We start from the raw sequence: 15722 nt of genomic DNA on the forward strand, positions 1-15722 counted from the left end.
TGTGGGCGAAGTTCGGTGGGGCGTTATGCGCGTGATCTTGCCACCGCGCCCACGCGCTCGCCGAAGGCGCGCGCGGTTTCCAGGTCGCCCTTGGGCATCTCGGCCGGGCTCGCGTCCGAGGGCGACTGCGTGAGCAGGCCACCGTAGCCGCCGACGTAGTTCATCGCGTCGCGCGTGGCCGCCTTGTTGTTGGTCGGCAGGATGCCCATGCTGACCCAGATGCCGCTGTGCTGCATGGCCAGCGTCCACAGGTAGGTCATGGTCGTGACCTTGTCGCCGTTCATCGTGGCGCTGTTGGTGAAGCCGGCGAAGAGCTTGTCTTTCCAGCCTTGCGTGTACCAGACCTTGGACGACGCATCGGCGAATTTCTTGAACTGCCAGCTGACGCCGCCCATGTAGGTCGGCGAGCCGAAGATGATCGCGTCGGCCGCGGCCAGCGTCTCCCAGCCACCGGCCGGCAGGCTGCCGTCGGCGTCGATGGCGAGCAGCTGCGCGCCCGCCCCGTCGGCCACGGCCTGGGCCACGCGCTGGGTGTGGCCGTAGCCGGAATGGAAGACAACGACGATGTTTGCCATGAAGCGGATTTCCTCAAAGAAGCGATGAAGTCAGCAGGCCGCGCCCACGAGGTGCGCGCGGCCTGGGTGGAGCGAGCTTACTTTTTATCGATGCTGAAACGGCCGGCGCCGAAGGCAGCGAAGGCCAGCAGACCGCCTGCGATCGCGATGTTCTTGAAGAACATCAGCTGGTTCACGAAGGCCTTGTCGGCAGGCATGCCCCAGTAGTTGTGGAACATCACGGCCGCGGCCACGGTGAAGATCGCCAGCACGATCGCCGACACGCGCGTCTTGAAGCCGACCAGCAGCAGCAGGCCGAGCCCCAGCTCCACGACGATCGCGATCACCGCCGCGACCTGCGGCAGCGGCGCGCCCACCGAGGAGATGTACCCCACGGTGCCGGCAAAGCCCATGAGCTTGCCGAAGCCTGCGGGCACGAACAGCGCTGCAAGCAGCACGCGGCCGATGAGTGCCAGGGTGTCCTGGGCGGCGTTGGGGGCGGTGGTTGTGGTGGTAATGGCCATGGTGAAACTCCTCGTTGGTTGTTGAAGCAAAAGGGACAGGAAAAAAGACGCCGTCTCAGGCCGTCAGGTCGAACACCAGCACTTCGGCATCCTTGCCGGCGCCGAGCGTGAGTTGCGATTCGCCTTCGAGCATCGCGGCGTCGCCGCCCACGAGCTTCTGGCCGTTGACTTCGAGCTCGCCGCGCACCAGGTGCACGTAGCTCTTGCGTTGCGGGTCGAGCGCCAGGCTGGCGGTTTCGCTGCCGTCGAACAGGCCGGCGAACAGGCGCGCGTCGGCGTTCACCGTCACCGAGCCGTCGCGGCCGTCGGGCGAGGCCACCAGGCGCAGGGTGCCGCGCTTTTCGGCGTCGCTGAACTGCTTCTGCTCGTAGCCGGGGGTGATGCCGCGTTCCTTGGGCTCGATCCAGATCTGCAGGAAGTGCGTCGTCTGGTCGGCCTTGTGGTTGAACTCGCTGTGCATCACGCCACGGCCGGCGCTCATGCGCTGCACGTCGCCCGGCGGAATGGATTCGATGTTGCCCATGCTGTCCTTGTGCGCGAGTTCGCCCGAGAGCACGTAGCTGATGATCTCCATGTCCCGGTGGCCGTGGGTGCCGAAGCCGGCGCCCGCCGCCACGCGGTCTTCGTTGATCACCCGCAGGTTGCCGAAGCCCATGTAGGCCGGATCGTAGTACCCCGCGAAGGAAAAGCTGTGGAACGAGCGCAGCCAGCCATGGTCGGCATAACCGCGTTCCTGGGATTTACGCACTTGCAACATATCGAACTCCTTGCTGCCCCACCCGGTTCGGGCGCCGGGGCTTTCGTCGTGGGCCGCGCCGGATGCGCAGCGGATGAGAAGAATTCTGGACCTCCACCCCCCTCTGAAAGACGCCCGGTTTTGATGGCATCATTCAAATTATTTGAACGATAGAGCCCACCCCATGACGAGCGCCCGAGACGTCCTCACCCCCGACGCGCTGGCCATGCTGCAGACGGTAGCCACCACCGGCAGCTTCGCCGCCGCCGCGCGCGCGCTCGGCCTGGTGCCCAGCGCGCTGAGCTACCGCGTGCGCCAGATCGAGGACGCCCTGGACGTGCTGCTGTTCGACCGCAGCGCACGCCAGGCCCGCATCACCGAGGCCGGCGCCGAACTGCTGCGCGAGGCCGCGCGCCTGCTCGGCGAGATCGACGCCGTGGCCAACCGCGTGAAGCGCGTGGCCACCGGCTGGGAGCCGATGCTGACCATCGCGGTCGACAGCGTGATCGCACGCGACCCGCTGCTCGACCTGTGCACCGCCTTCTTCGCGCTCGAGCCGCCCACGCGCCTGAAGCTGCGCGACGAGACGCTGCTCGGCACCATCGAGGCGCTGACCAGCGGCGAGGCCGACCTGGCCATCGGCGCGGTGCTCGATGCCGCGAGCCTGGCCTTCACCGCCACCGGCATCCGCAGCCGGCCGATCGGCGAACTGCGCTTCGTGTTCGCGGTGGCGCCGCACCATCCGCTCGCGCGCCTGCCGCAGCCGCTGAGCGACGCGGTGCTGCGCCAGCACCGCGCGGTGGCCGCGGCCGACTCGGTGCGCAGCGGGCCGAGCATGACCGTGAACCTCGTCGGCGGGCAGGACGTGCTCACCGTGCCCAGCATGCAGGCCAAGATCGCCGCGCAGCTGCACGGCCTGGGCGGCGGCTTTTTGCCCGAGCCGATGGCGCGGCCCTACATCGAGGCCGGCCATCTCGTCGAACTGCAGACCGAACGCCAGCCTCCGCTGGGCACCATGCACTGCGCGTGGCGCGTGCGTAGCGCGGGCAAGCCGGGGCGCGCGCTCGAATGGTGGCTCGCGCAGTTCGAGCACGAGGGCACGCGCAAGGCGCTGCTCGAACGGCACCGGGGCCGCTGAACGCCACGCGATGCGCGGCCGCAATACGCGGCTGCATAAGGGTCGCCCCCAGCCCGGGGACGCGCGCAGACCGAGGTAGAGTGTGCACGGCCTCCTCCGTCATCACCCTGTCAAAAGAAAAGAGTCCGCCATGCCCAAAGCCAAAGCCCGCGCCACCGCCGACCGCCACCGAACTCCCGCCGCCGCCCGCCACTTCGCCGTGATCGGCGCCGGCATTGCCGGCGTGGCCTGTGCCCGCACGCTGATGCAGGCCGGGCACCGCGTCACGGTGTTCGAACGCGAGGCCACGCCGGGCGGGCGGATGGCGAGCATCGACACAGCCTTCGGCCGCTTCGACAGCGGCGCGCAGTACTTCACCGTGCGCGATCCGCGCTTTGCACAGGTGCTGGCCACCACGCCCGCGCTGTGCCGCCCCTGGAGCGCCAACCTCGTGCGCGTGCTCGACGCCCACGGCCGCGTGGCCGAGGCGGCGCTGCCCTCGCTGGAGCCGCACTGGGTCGCCCAGCCCGGCATGGACGCGCTCGTGGCCCACTGGGCCGCGCCGCTGGGCGAGCAGCTCGTCACCGGCACGCAAGTCACCCGCATCGAGCCCGACGCGCTCGACGCCACCCGCTGGCAGCTGCGCACCGCCGGCGCCGACGATTCGCAGCATGTGTACTCCGGCTTCGACGCCGTGCTGCTCGCCGTGCCGCCCGCGCGCACCCGCGAGCTGCTCGCCGGCGGCGACCGCTCGGCCACGCTGAGCCGCAGGATCGAACCCGTGCGCATCGCGCCCTGCTGGACGCTGATGATCGCCTTCCCCCAGGCCAACCAGGCCAACATGTCGCACCTCGGCCCGCAATGGAACGTGGCGCGCAGCACCCACCACCGTGTGGCGTGGCTGGCGCGCGAATCGTCCAAGCCCGGCCGCGAGCGCGTCGAGCGCTGGACCCTGCAGGCCAGCGCCACATGGTCGGAAGAACACCTGCGCGACACGCCCGCCCGCATCGAGGCCAAGCTGCTGCGCGCCTTCTCGGAGATCACCGGCATCCACGCCACGCCCAGCCACGCCAAGGCGCGCTGCTGGCCCGAGGCGCAGACGCAGGTGCCCGTCGGCCAGACCCACCTGTGGGACGCCAAGGCGCGCATCGGCATCGCGGGTGACTGGTGCATCGGCCACCGCGTGGAAGACGGTTTCGTGTCGGGCCTGTCGCTGGCCCTGGCCGTTCTCTAAGTCCTCCAAGAAAGGATGCGGGCCACCGGCCGCTTCGCCCCCTCGCCCACCGGCCCGCTGCACGCCGGCTCGCTGGTGGCCGCGCTCGCGAGCTGGCTCGACGTGCGTGCGCGCGGCGACAGTGCGCGCTGGCTGGTCCGCATCGAGGACGCCGACACCGAGCGCTGCCTGCCCGGCATGGGCGAGCACATCCTGCGCCAGCTCGCCGACTGCGCCCTGCTCCCCGACGAACCGCCCGAGTGGCAGACGCAGCGCACCGCGCACTATGAAGCGGCGCTGGCCGCGCTGCAGGCGCGCGGCCTCACCTACCCCTGCGGCTGCTCGCGCAAGGACATCGACCTGGCCCTGGCCCGGCTCGGCCATGCGCACAAGCGCCACGGCGAGCGCGTCTACCCCGGCACCTGCCGCGACGGCCTGCACGGCAAGCCCGCGCGCGCCTGGCGCTTTGCCGCGCACCGCATGCCGGCCGGCGACCTGCACTGGCACGACCGCCGCCTCGGCCCGCAGCAGCAGGACGTGCAGCGCGAGGTCGGCGACTTCGTGCTGCGCCGCGCCGACGGCCCCTGGGCCTACCAGCTGGCCGTGGTGGTCGACGACGCCGAACAGGGCGTGACCGACGTGGTGCGCGGCGAAGACCTGGCCGACAACACGGCGCGCCAGATCCTGCTGCAGCAGGCGCTCGGCCTGCCCACGCCGAGCTACCTGCACACGCCGCTGGTGCGCGGCGCGGACGGCGACAAGCTCTCCAAGCAGAACGGCGCCACGGCCATCGACACCGCCACGCCGCACGCCGCGCTGGCCGCGCTCGACACCGCCGCGCGCGCCCTCGGCCTGCGCCCCACGGCCGCCGGCCACTGCACCGCCGCCCTGGCCGGCTGGGTGCCCGAATGGCGCGATCTCTACAATTCGCGGCCCTCATGAACATTCCCGACACCGTGTCCAACGACCTCCCGCCCGGCGACGACCTGCCCGCCTCCCCCGAAGACGACGCCACCGACGGCAAGCCGCACCCGCTGCACCGCCGCCTCAAGAGCTTCGTGAAGCGCGCCGGCCGCACCACCGACGGCCAGGCCCGCGCCTTCGCCGAGCTGGGCCCGCTGTTCCTCGTGCCCTACACGCCCGAGCGGCTCGACCTCACGGCGGCCTTCGGCGGCCGCGTGGGCCCGACGGTGCTGGAGATCGGCTTCGGCATGGGCGAGGCCACAGCCCACATCGCCACGGTACTGCCCGAGACCAACTTCCTGTGCTGCGAAGTGCACGAGCCCGGCGTGGGCGCGCTGCTCAAGCGCATCGGCGAGCAGTCGATCTCGAACATCCGCATCTGCGCGCACGACGCGGTCGACGTGATCGACCACATGCTGCAGCCCGGCACGCTGGCCGGCGTGCACGTGTTCTTTCCCGACCCCTGGCACAAGAAGCGCCACAACAAGCGCCGCCTGATCCAGCCCGAGTTCGTGACCAAGCTGGCGCAGCACCTGCGCCCCGGCGGCTACATCCACTGCGCCACCGACTGGCAGCCCTACGCCGAGCAGATGCTCGAAGTGCTGGGCGCCGAGCCGCTGCTGCGCAACACCGCGCCGGACACCGGCTACGCGCCCAAGCCGGCGTACCGCCCGCTCACGAAGTTCGAGAACCGCGGCCTCAAGCTGGGCCATGGCGTGTGGGACCTGGTGTTCGAAAAACGCGCCTGAGCGCGCGTCACCTTCCCCCGCTCACTCGACGAGCTTGAAGCGGAATGGCAGCCGCATGCGGGCGCGCACCGCACGCCCGTCCGCCGTGCGCGCCGGGTCGAAGTGCCATCCCTTGAGCGAATCGGTCGCCGCTTGCGACAGCAGCGGGTGCGGCGAGCGTTCGACGCGGATGTCTTCGGGCTTGCCGTCCACGCCGACGAAGAAGGCCGTGACCACCAGGCCCTCGATGCCCTCTTCCACCAGCGCGGACGGGTAGCTGGGGTAGCGGCGCCGGCGGATCACCGGCTCCGTCACGACCGCGTCCGCCGCAACGCGCGAATCGGCGCGCGGCGCCGCCATGAGGGTCGGCCCCGGCGGCAAGGCCATCGGCGGCCCCGCCAGTGGCAGCGGTGGCGGCTCGATCGTCGATGGCGGCGGCAGGGGTGGCGGCTCGATCATCGGTTGCGGCGGCTGCGGCGCCGCCACGGGCACGAAGACCTCCGGCGCGGGCAGCGCCTTTTCCACCACCTTCGATGGGGGCGGCACCACGCAACCGGCGAGCGCCGCGCACATCCCTCCCAGAACCCAGGACACAGTTGTTTTCATCAGGGCAATTCTGGAGCACCCGCGCCTTCCGCCCTGGCCTCGAAATTGCTACACTTTTTTACTATTGTTAGCAAAAGGTAGCCAATGAACGCGTCTCGCAGGACATGGCTGGGAAAAGCCTCCGCAATGCTGCTTCTGGGAAGCGGCCTCGGCATCACCCGTCCCTTGCTGGCACAGACGCCACGCCCGGCCGCCGCCGGGGCCCGCGTCGTCCTGCTCGGCCAGTCGGTGCCGCTCACCGGCAGCGCCAACGAGATCGGCAACGCCTTCGCGGCCGGCAGCCGGCTCGCCGTGAGCGACTTCAACACACGCAACGCCGCCACCGGCCTGCAGCTGAAGCTGCTGCAACTGGACGACGGCTACGACGCCGCGCGCGCCACCACCAACGCCCGCACGCTGCTGGGCGCGAACAAGGCCGACATGCTGTTCGGCTTTGTCGGCACCGCCAGCAGCGAGGCCGGCGCCAAGGTGGCCACGCAGCAGGGCAGCCTGCTCTTTGCGCCCTTTGCCGCGTCCGACACGCTGCGCGGCCCCGAGCATCCGAACGTGTTCCATGTGCGCCCCGGCATGATCGACGAGGCCCTCAAGATCGTGCGCCAGTGCGCCACCGTGGGGCAACAGCGAATCGCGCTGGTGGGCGACGACGACGCCATGGGCCGCGCCGGCCTGGCCGCCGTGCAGCAGGCCGTCACCGAACTCAAGCTGCCGCCGCTGGTCGCGAGCGCGCTGGTGCCCGCCGGCGCCGACAAGCTCGACGCCGCGCTGAAGACCGTGCAGCAGCAGACACCCCAGGCCATCGTGCTGGTGTCGCTCTCGGGCACCACGGCCGGCGCCATCCGCAAGCTGCGCAAGAGCGGCTACACGGGCAACTTCATGGCCTTCTCGATCGTCGGCATCGACCCGCTCTACGCCGAGCTGGGCAAGGACATCGGCGGCATCGTGATCTCGCAGGTGGTGCCCTCGCCGCGCCCCTCGGCCATTCCGATCGTCAAGGAGTACCTCGCGGCGGTCGACAACTCCGACCAGACCGCGTCGTACGAAGGGCTCGAGGGCTTCATCGCCGCCAAGGCCGCGGGCGAGGCCGTGCGCCGCGCGGGCCGCGGCTTCAACACCGCCACCCTGCAGCGCACGATGACGGCGATGACCGACTACGACGTGGGCGGCTTCCGCATCAACCTGCGCCCCGGCCTGCGCGACAACGTGCGCAGCATCGACCTGATCAGCATCTCGGCCGACGGCCGCGTGCTCCGCTGACGCGCCTCACACGGCGCTGTCGCGCAGCAGCTCGGTGAAGCGCTGCTGCACATACAGCGCCGTCGCGCCGAGCGGACGCCCCTGCAGCCACAGCATGCGCACCGACAAGCGCGGCAAGGCCAGCGACGGGCACGGCACTTCCTTCAGCGCCTTGCTGAAGCCTTCGTAGCGCGCGATGTTGATGGGCAGCACGGCCCAGCCCAGGTTGTCGGCCACCATCTCGGCCGTGCTGTAGAAGCTGTCGGAGCGCCACACGCGCGGGCTGTAGGCCACCTCGTGCACGTCGTCCGCATGCATCAGCAGCTGGCGTTGCCGCGCCAGGTCCTGGCGCCGCACCGTGCGGCCGTCGGCCAGCGGATGGTCGCTGGCCACGAACACGCCCTGGCGCACGCTGCCGATGTGGCGCTGGTCGAAGCTGGCGCGCACCGGGCCGCGGTCGAAGTGAAAGGCCACGCTGGCGCGCTCCTGCTCGACGTAATCGGCCACCTCGGTCGCGGTGCCGTTCAAGAGCGTGAGCTCGAGGCTCGGAAACTTCACCGACAGCTCGCGCATCAGCGTGCCGATGGCGGTGTACGGCAGGGCTTCGTCCAGCGCCAGCGACAGCGCGGCCTCGTCACCTTCATGCAGCGAGCGGGCGCGCTGGTCGAGCTGCTCGGCCTGCCGCAGCAGCTCGCGCGCCTCCAGCAGCAACACCCGGCCCGCGTCGGACAGCTGCGCGTTGCGGCGCGAGCGGTCGAACAGCGCCACGCCGAGGTCGACCTCGAGCAGCCCGATGGCGGTGCTCACGGCCGACTGGGCCTTGCCCAGATGGCGCGCCGCGGCCGAGAACGAACCGCACTCGGCGGTCGTCACGAACTGGCGCAATTGGTCGACGGTCCATTCCATTTCGGCCACCTACTCATCTATTTATCAGATGGATTTCATCTTTATTCATTCATTTTAATGGCGCAACATGGCGCCATGACGAATGCAAACAACAAGACGACACCGGCGTTCGAACTGAGCTGGTGCAGCGATCCTTCCCAGGCGCAGGCGTTGACCGCCCTGTTCCTGCAGCAACTTTCCCCCTTCTACATCTCCCACTCGGAGCTGCAGGAGCAGCGCGCCGTGGCCCTCGGCGAATGGCGCGCCGACCTGCCCGCCGTCTTCATGGCGCAAGTGCGCGAGACCCTGGCGCTGGACCCGTCCACCGCCACCGCACGCGTGGCCGTCGCGCGAACCGACGGCGCACTGGCCGGCTTCGCGCTGGTTTCGATCGACGACACCCGCCGCGCCGCCCGCAGCTTCGCGACGCTCGACGACCTCGTCGTCGACGCGCGCTTCCAGGGCCTGGGCTTGGGCGGCCGGCTCTTCGACTGGGTCTGCGCCGAGCTGCAACGCCACGGCATCCAGCGCCTCTTTCTCGAAAGCGGCATCGGCAACGCGCGTGCACACGACTTCTTCCACGCACGCGGCTGCGCGACGGTCTCGGTGACGATGCTCAAGGAACTGGACGGCACCACCGCACAGTCGCACGACCGGAGGGCCACGCCATGAATGGCTTGAACCCCACCGCCAAGAAATGGATCACGCTCGGCATCGTCTCGATGGCGCTGCTGCTGATCGTGGTCGACATGACCGTGCTCTACACGGCGCTGCCCACGCTCACGCACGACCTGGCCGCGTCGGCCACCGAGAAGCTCTGGATCCTCAACGCCTACACCGTGGTCGTCTCCGGTTTCCTGCTGGGCATGGGCGCGCTGGGCGACCGCGTGGGCTACCGGCGCATGTTCGTCGCGGGTCTTTCCGTGTTCGGCATCGCCTCGCTGTGCGCGGCCTACGCGCCGAACCCGGCCGTACTGATCGCCGCGCGGGCTCTGCTGGGCGTGGGCGCGTCGATGATGATGCCGGCCACGCTGGCGATCCTGCGGCTGGTGTTCACCGACGAGCGCGAGCGCGCCGTGGCCATCGGCGTGTGGGCCTCGGTGGCCTCGGGCGGCGCGGCGCTCGGGCCGGTCGTGGGCGGCGTGCTGCTCGAATACTTCTGGTGGGGTTCTGTGTTTCTCATCAACGTGCCCGTGGTGGTGCTCGCGCTGGTGCTGGCCCTGTGGCTGCTGCCGACGCAGAAGAACACCGGCACGCGCCCGTGGGACTTCATCGGCTCGGTGCAGGTGCTGGCGGGGCTGGTCTTCCTGGTGCTGACCATCAAGGAACTCACCAAGTTCGCGCCCTCGGTCACGACAGCCGCCATCACCGGCGTGCTTGCCGTGGTGGCCATGGCCCTCTTCGTGCGGCGCCAGCGGCGCAGCAGCGCGCCGCTGATCGACTTCCGCCTGTTCCGCAACGCCTACTTCTCGGGCGGCGTGATCGCAGCCATCGTGGCCTCGGTGGCGCTGATCGGTGTCGAGCTGGTGTTCAGCCAGCGGCTGCAGCTCGTGGTCGGCCTCACGCCGCTGCAGGCGGGCCTCACCCTGCTGCCGCTGCCGCTGGCCGCCTTCGTGGCGGGGCCGCTCGCGGGCCTGCTGCTGGCACGCGTCGGCTCGCGCCCCGTCATCCTGGGCGGCCTCGTGACCACGGCGCTGGCGCTGTGCGCGCTGGCACTGGCGGTCGATGCCGCAGGCCTGCTCAAGCCGGCCATCCTGGTGCTGCTGGGGCTGGGCGTGGGCGCGACCATCACGGCGGCGTCCAACGCGGTCATGAACAACGCGCCCGTGGAACACGCCGGCATGGCAGCGTCGATCGAAGAGGTGTCGTACGAACTCGGCGGCGTGCTGGGCATCGCGCTGCTGGGCAGCGTGCTCTCGGCGAGCTACACCGCCGCGCTGGTCATTCCAGACGGCCTGGCCGTACCGGCTTCGGCCAGCGACAGCATCGACGCCGCGCTGCTGGCCGCCGAAACGCTGCCCGCGCCGATCGCCTCGCAGCTCGTGGCACTCGCGCACACGGCCTTCGACCAGGCCTTCTTCTCGGTGATGGGCGTGGCCGTGGCGATCGTGGTCGCGGCGGCCTGCGCCGTGGCGTTCCTCGGCTGGCGGGCCCGCCCGACGGCTGCGCAGCGCACCGAGCGCTGCGCGTAGCCGGCCTCAGGCAGCGCTCGCGGCTTCGTCGATGAGCGCCGCCACGGCCTGCGGCTGCGAGGCCAGCGAGGCGTGGCTGGCCGCCAGCGTGATGACCTTCTTCGCGCCCAGGCGCGCCGACATGCGCTCCTGGTTCACGGGCGAGATCATGCGGTCCTCGCTCGAGATCTGGTACCACGACGGCTTCTTCTTCCAGGCCGGCGCCGTGATGGTGTCGCCGAAGGTGCTGGCCAGCGGCGCCTTCTGCGTCAGGCCCATCACCAGGCCCTCTTCGGCGCTCAGGTCCTGGCAGAAGCTCTCGTGGTATTTCTCGGGTATCACCCACAGGTAGCCGTCGCTGTCGGGCGCCAGGTTGGGCACGGCCACGGGCGGATGCTCCTGCGTGATGCCGCCGGGGCTTTCGCCCGCGTCGGGTGCGAAGGCAGCGATGTAGACCAGCCCGACCACGTTGGGCAGGTCGCCGGCCTGCGTGATCACCGCGCCGCCGTACGAGTGGCCGACCAGCAAGACCGGCCCCTGCACCTGCGCCACCATCTTGCGCGTGCGCTCGGCGTCGTCGGCCAGCGAGGTCAGCGGCAGCTCGACCGCGCGGATGGCCGTGTGGCCCTTGCGCAGCAGCTCCACGATGACGTTGTGCCAGTGCGCCGCACCACCCCAGAAACCATGGACCAGGACGACCGTCGGTTTGTTGTTGCTCATGATTCGCCACCTTCCAGTGAAGAAATAAGACACCGGGCCGCCGGAATGACGGGCCGGGAAAGTCTTATACGCCTGCGCCCTGCCCGCGCTGTGACAAGACCCTCAGCCGGTGCGCACCAGCCCCTGCAGCGCCTCGAGCGACAACAGCTCGATGCGCCCGTAGCCCAGCGACACCACGCCCTCGGTGGCCAGCGCGTTGAGCTCCTTGGACAGCGTCTGGCGCGTCACGCCGAGCATCATGGCCAACGCCTCCTGCGACAGCATGAGTTCGTGCCGCAGGTGCACCGACTGCGTGGCATCGCCGCGCGCCAGCACCAGCAGCCGGTGCGCCACGCGCGCGCGCAGGCTGCGCAAGGTGGCGTCTTCGGCCAGGCCGTAGAGCATGCGCACGCGCGCGGCCAGCATGGCGGCGATGGCGTTGGAAAACACCACGTCGCGCATCTGCCGCACGAAGGCCTCGGGCGGCACCACCAGCAGATCGAGCGCTTCGAGCGCGGTGGCGTCGTGCGTGCGCGGCGAGCCGTCGATGAGCGTGATCTCGCCGAACCAGTTGCCCGGCTCCAGCACCGCCAGGATCGCCTCGCGCCCGTCCTGGCGCAGCGACGAGATCTTGATCGTGCCCGCCACCAGCCCGTAGAAGCCACCGCCCGCCGCATGGATCGGGTCGCCCTGGCGGAACACCATGGTGCCGCGCCGCACATGCAGCAACTCGGCCGCGCCCAGCAGCGCGTCGCGCTGCGCGCGCGGCATGCTGGTGAACCAGGGGTTGCCGTCGAGCGCGGCGCGGTGCGCGGCCGACAGGCGCGGCTTGGTCGAGGTGGCCATGGGGGAAAAGGGAAGAGAAAAGGCGCCCGGAGGCGGGTTTACCAGAACCTCGCATTGTCAAATTCTTGACAGTTGAAGGTCAAGCGCAGGTCTACAGTGGCCGCCATCCCCCCAGAACGGAGACCCCACACGATGAACGCACGGGCAAGTTTCAAGCGCATGCAGGACAGCACGCGCGAAGACTGGCAACTGATCGGCGGCGAGTTCATGCAGTTCGCGGGCGGCCTGCCCGCGCGCGTGATCAAGCACCTGCAGATCCTCGAAGGCGACTACGGCGGCTTTCCGGTCGACCGCTACACGCACTCGCTGCAGACCGCCACGCGCGCGCTGCGCGACGGCCGCGACGAGGAGTACGTGGTGTGCGCGCTGCTGCACGACATCGGCGATACGCTGGGCAGCTTCAACCACCCCGACATCGCCGCCGCCATCCTCAAGCCCTTCGTGAGCGAGGCCAACCACTGGATGGTGCAGAACCACGGCATCTTCCAGGGCCACTACTTCTTCCACCACATCGGGCTGGACCGCGACATGCGCGACAGCTTCAAGGACCACCCGCACTACGAGCGCACGGCCGAGTTCTGCGCGCTCTACGACAACCCGGCCTTCGACCCGAAGGCCGAGACCCTGCCCATCAGCGAGTTCGAGCCCATGCTGCGCCGCCTGATGGCGCAGCCCAAGCAGAGCGTCTACAAGACCGTTCTGCAAGAACCGACCGCTGCCTGATCAAGACCAAGGACCTCCCATGAACGCCACCTCCGCCTCCGAAATCCAGAAGCTCGTCTCCGCCGAAGAATGGCAGCTGCGCGTCGACCTCGCCGCCTGCTACCGCCTGGTGGCGCTGTACGGCTGGAGCGACCTCGTCTTCACGCACATCAGCGCGCGCGTGCCCGGCCCCGAGCACCACTTCCTGATCAACCCCTACGGCCTGATGTTCGACGAGATCACGGCCTCGAGCCTGGTCAAGGTCGACCAGCAGTGCAACAAGATCATCGACTCGCCCTACCCCGTGAACCCGGCCGGCTTCGTGATCCACAGCGCCGTGCATGCCGCGCGCGAGGACATCCAGTGCGTGCTGCACACCCACACCCGCGCCGGCATCGCCGTGAGCGCACAGAAGAACGGCGTGCTGCCCATCAGCCAGCAGTCGACCTTCGTGCTGGCCTCGCTGGCCTACCACGACTACGAAGGCGTGGCCTTCCGCGACGACGAGAAGCCGCGCCTGCAGGCCGACATGGGCCACGCCAACTTCCTCATGCTGCGCAACCACGGCCTGCTGACCTGCGGCAAGACCATTGCCGACGCCTTCCTTTCGATGTACACCTTCGAGAACACCTGCCAGATCCAGATCGCCGCGCAGGCCGGCGGCGGTGAACTCACGCACGTGGACCCGCGGATCATCGACGGCGTGGGCCAGGCCATGAAGGTGCAAAGCGGCGGCCTGGGCGGCATGTTCGTCTGGCCTTCGCTGATCCGCAAACTCGACCGCATCGACGACAGCTACAAACAATAAGACAGACGTCGATCCCGGTTTCCACGGCTGCCAGCGCCCGCGCGACGGGTGCCGGCAGCCATTTTTTTAAGCAGAAGAACCCAAGAGGAGACACCACCGCATGGACACCACGCTCATCGTGACCCGGTTCCTGTTCGGCGCGCTCGCGCTCGTGATGTTCGGGCTGGGGCTGTCGCTCTCGCTCGACGACTTCCGGCGCCTGTTCAAGCACCCGAAGGCCGTGACCATCGCGCTCGTGCTGCAGGTCATCGGCCTGCCGCTGGCCTGCTACGCGATCATCGTGGGCTTCGGCCTGTCGCCGGTGTTCGCCATCGGGCTGATGCTGCTGGCGGCCTCGCCGGGCGGCATCTCGGCCAACCTGTTCTCGCACCTGTTCGGCGGCAACGTGGCGATGAACATCTCGCTCACGGCCGTGAACACGCTGCTGTCGATCGTCACGCTGCCGCTCATCGCCAACTGGGCCATTGGCCATTTCGCGCAAAGCGGCCAGGTGGTGCCGCTGCAGACGCGCAAGCTGGTCGAGGTGATCGCCATCGTGCTGGTGCCGGTGGCCATCGGCATGATGGTCGCGTCGCGAAAGCCCGACTTCGCGGCGCGCATGGAAAAGCCGACCAAGATCTTCAGCGCCGTGGTGCTCGCGGTGGTCACGGTGCTCGCCATTGCCAACGAGTGGAAGAACATCACCACCACCTTCGCCGAGATCGGCGTGCCGGTGCTGCTGTTCAACCTCGTGAGCCTGCTGGCGGGCTACTACCTGAGCCGCGCGGCCGGCCTGGACAAGCCGTTGGCCACCGCCATCAGCTACGAGATCGGCATCCACAACTCCACGCTCGCCATCTTCATCGCGGTGAGCGTGCTGGGGAGCTTTCCGCTCGCGCTGCCGGCCGCCATCTACTCGGTCGTGATGTACATCACCGCCCCACTGTTCGGATGGCTGTTGCTGCGGCGCGGCCAGCCCGCCGCCGTGCCTGCGCCATGATGCGCGCATGGAACTGAGACAACTGCGCTACTTCGTCAAGGTCTGCGAGCTGCGCAGCATGGGCCGCGCGGCGGTGGAGCTGGGGGTGGTCACCTCGGCGCTGAGCCAGCAGATCAGCCGGCTCGAAAGCGAACTCTCGACCCGCCTGCTGCGCCGCCATTCGACCGGCGTCATGCCCACCGACGCGGGCCTGGCCTTCCTGCACCAGGCGCAACTCACCTTGCGCCACGCCGACGACGCCGTGCGCGCGGCGCAGCAGGCGCGGCTGTCGGGCCATGTGAGCGTGGGCCTGGCGCCCACCACCGCCACCGTGCTGGGCGTGCCGCTGATGCAGGCCATGCAGGCGCGCTACCCCGAGGTGCGGCTGCACATGGTCGAGGCGCTGTCGGGCCACCTCACGACCATGCTGCACGCGCGCCAGCTCGACCTGGCCGTGCTGTTCCAGACCGACACGCCGCGGCGCTGGAGCGTGTCGCCGCTGCTGGCCGAAAAGCTCTTCGTGATCGCGTCGCCCGCACTCACGCCGCGCCCCACGGGCAAGAAGGTGCGCCTGTCGCAGCTGGCCGAGGTGCCGCTGATCCTGCCCAGCGGCAGCCACGGCCTGCGCGCCACGTTGATGGCCGCCTTTGCGCGGGCGCGCGTGGCGCCGCGCATCGTGGCCGAGGTCGACGGCCTCGCGCTGCTGATGGACGCGGTGCGTGCCGGCCACGGCGCCACCATCCAGCCCGGCGCCGCCACCGCGCGGCACGACCGCGACGACCTCGCGCTCACGCAGATTGCCGACGCGCACGTCGGGCGCCGCAACCTGCTCGTGAGCCTGTCGGACGACGAGCTTTCGCCCGCCGCGCTGGCCGCGCGCGTGATGGTCGCCGAAACGGCGCGCACGCTGGTCAGCGAAGGCCGCTGGGCCGGTGCAAGTCTTCTCGAAAGCTGAACACCTGTTGCCTCGATCGGTCTT

The 15722-nt window shown here is 69.6% G+C and carries 18 protein-coding genes; 11 read left to right on the top strand and 7 right to left on the bottom strand.

All coding sequences use genetic code 11. The annotated features are described in order from the left end of the window. Nucleotides 1-23 precede the first annotated feature (23 nt). The 3 genes from AC1RLW_RS06505 to AC1RLW_RS06515 form a co-directional block, all read right to left on the bottom strand. Nucleotides 24-575: a flavodoxin family protein gene (locus tag AC1RLW_RS06505; protein ID WP_493192514.1), complete on the bottom strand. Its 552-nt coding sequence runs from the start codon at nt 573-575 to the stop codon at nt 24-26. 77 nt (nt 576-652) lie between these two features. Beyond that, entirely contained in the window at nt 653-1078 is a 426-nt protein-coding gene (locus AC1RLW_RS06510) for a DoxX family protein (protein ID WP_172438299.1), read from the bottom strand. Between the two features lie 55 nt (nt 1079-1133). Beyond that, nucleotides 1134-1835 carry a pirin family protein gene (locus tag AC1RLW_RS06515; RefSeq protein ID WP_492685477.1) on the bottom strand — a complete coding sequence of 234 codons (702 nt, stop codon included), beginning with the start codon at nt 1833-1835 and terminating at the stop codon, nt 1134-1136. A gap of 163 nt (nt 1836-1998) precedes the next feature. On the opposite strand from AC1RLW_RS06515, the gene AC1RLW_RS06520 reads away from it, so the two are divergent. From AC1RLW_RS06520 to trmB, 4 genes are all read left to right on the top strand, one after another. After that, the gene (locus AC1RLW_RS06520; protein WP_095947849.1) at nt 1999-2952 is read left to right on the top strand and encodes a LysR family transcriptional regulator; all 954 of its coding nucleotides are present in this window, start codon (nt 1999-2001) and stop codon (nt 2950-2952) included. 130 nt (nt 2953-3082) lie between these two features. Next, nucleotides 3083-4165: an NAD(P)/FAD-dependent oxidoreductase gene (locus AC1RLW_RS06525; RefSeq protein ID WP_493192515.1), complete on the top strand. Its 1083-nt coding sequence runs from the start codon at nt 3083-3085 to the stop codon at nt 4163-4165. 15 nt (nt 4166-4180) lie between these two features. Next, nucleotides 4181-5086, top strand: coding sequence for a tRNA glutamyl-Q(34) synthetase GluQRS (gene gluQRS / locus AC1RLW_RS06530; protein WP_493192516.1), 906 nt, complete (start codon nt 4181-4183; stop codon nt 5084-5086). After that, nucleotides 5083-5856, top strand: coding sequence for a tRNA (guanosine(46)-N7)-methyltransferase TrmB (gene trmB / locus AC1RLW_RS06535; protein ID WP_062478378.1), 774 nt, complete (start codon nt 5083-5085; stop codon nt 5854-5856). Before gluQRS ends, trmB begins: the two co-directional genes overlap by 4 nt. Nucleotides 5857-5877: 21 nt before the next feature. On the opposite strand, the gene AC1RLW_RS06540 is transcribed toward trmB, so the two are convergent. Further along, nucleotides 5878-6441, bottom strand: a complete 564-nt coding sequence (locus AC1RLW_RS06540) for an energy transducer TonB (RefSeq protein WP_493192517.1) — start codon at nt 6439-6441, stop codon at nt 5878-5880. A gap of 84 nt (nt 6442-6525) precedes the next feature. Here AC1RLW_RS06540 and AC1RLW_RS06545 point away from each other — a divergent pair, with 84 nt between their 5' ends. Continuing rightward, nucleotides 6526-7695: an ABC transporter substrate-binding protein gene (locus tag AC1RLW_RS06545; protein WP_159272104.1), complete on the top strand. Its 1170-nt coding sequence runs from the start codon at nt 6526-6528 to the stop codon at nt 7693-7695. A 6-nt stretch (nt 7696-7701) separates the two neighbouring features. Here the strand turns inward: AC1RLW_RS06545 and AC1RLW_RS06550 are convergent, their stop codons facing one another. After that, a complete protein-coding gene (locus AC1RLW_RS06550; protein WP_070060373.1) occupies nt 7702-8580 on the bottom strand; it encodes a LysR family transcriptional regulator in 879 nt (292 codons plus the stop codon). A gap of 75 nt (nt 8581-8655) precedes the next feature. On the opposite strand from AC1RLW_RS06550, the gene AC1RLW_RS06555 reads away from it, so the two are divergent. After that, nucleotides 8656-9231 carry a GNAT family N-acetyltransferase gene (locus AC1RLW_RS06555; protein ID WP_493192518.1) on the top strand — a complete coding sequence of 192 codons (576 nt, stop codon included), beginning with the start codon at nt 8656-8658 and terminating at the stop codon, nt 9229-9231. Continuing rightward, complete coding sequence (locus AC1RLW_RS06560) at nt 9228-10751, top strand: MFS transporter (RefSeq protein ID WP_493192519.1); 1524 nt, start codon at nt 9228-9230, stop codon at nt 10749-10751. The genes AC1RLW_RS06555 and AC1RLW_RS06560 overlap by 4 nt, the downstream gene beginning before the upstream one ends. A gap of 6 nt (nt 10752-10757) precedes the next feature. On the opposite strand, the gene AC1RLW_RS06565 is transcribed toward AC1RLW_RS06560, so the two are convergent. Further along, entirely contained in the window at nt 10758-11450 is a 693-nt protein-coding gene (locus AC1RLW_RS06565; protein WP_062478359.1) for an alpha/beta hydrolase, read from the bottom strand. A gap of 102 nt (nt 11451-11552) precedes the next feature. Continuing rightward, the gene (locus tag AC1RLW_RS06570; RefSeq protein WP_062478356.1) at nt 11553-12275 is read right to left on the bottom strand and encodes a Crp/Fnr family transcriptional regulator; all 723 of its coding nucleotides are present in this window, start codon (nt 12273-12275) and stop codon (nt 11553-11555) included. 132 nt (nt 12276-12407) lie between these two features. Here AC1RLW_RS06570 and AC1RLW_RS06575 point away from each other — a divergent pair, with 132 nt between their 5' ends. The 4 genes from AC1RLW_RS06575 (at nt 12408) to AC1RLW_RS06590 (ending at nt 15698) form a co-directional block, all read left to right on the top strand. Beyond that, nucleotides 12408-12998 (top strand): HD domain-containing protein, encoded by a 591-nt coding sequence (locus AC1RLW_RS06575; RefSeq protein ID WP_062478352.1) that lies wholly within the window; start codon nt 12408-12410, stop codon nt 12996-12998. A gap of 19 nt (nt 12999-13017) precedes the next feature. Then, complete coding sequence (locus tag AC1RLW_RS06580; protein ID WP_070060369.1) at nt 13018-13785, top strand: class II aldolase/adducin family protein; 768 nt, start codon at nt 13018-13020, stop codon at nt 13783-13785. Nucleotides 13786-13885: 100 nt separating this feature from the next. After that, nucleotides 13886-14764: a bile acid:sodium symporter family protein gene (locus tag AC1RLW_RS06585; protein WP_493192520.1), complete on the top strand. Its 879-nt coding sequence runs from the start codon at nt 13886-13888 to the stop codon at nt 14762-14764. 7 nt (nt 14765-14771) lie between these two features. Next, on the top strand, nt 14772-15698 hold the full coding sequence (locus AC1RLW_RS06590; RefSeq protein WP_493192521.1) for a LysR family transcriptional regulator: 927 nt from the start codon (nt 14772-14774) through the stop codon (nt 15696-15698). The last annotated feature ends 24 nt before the right edge of the window (nt 15699-15722 follow it).

It is taken from the genome of Variovorax sp. GW822-FHT04A09, assembly GCF_058801005.1.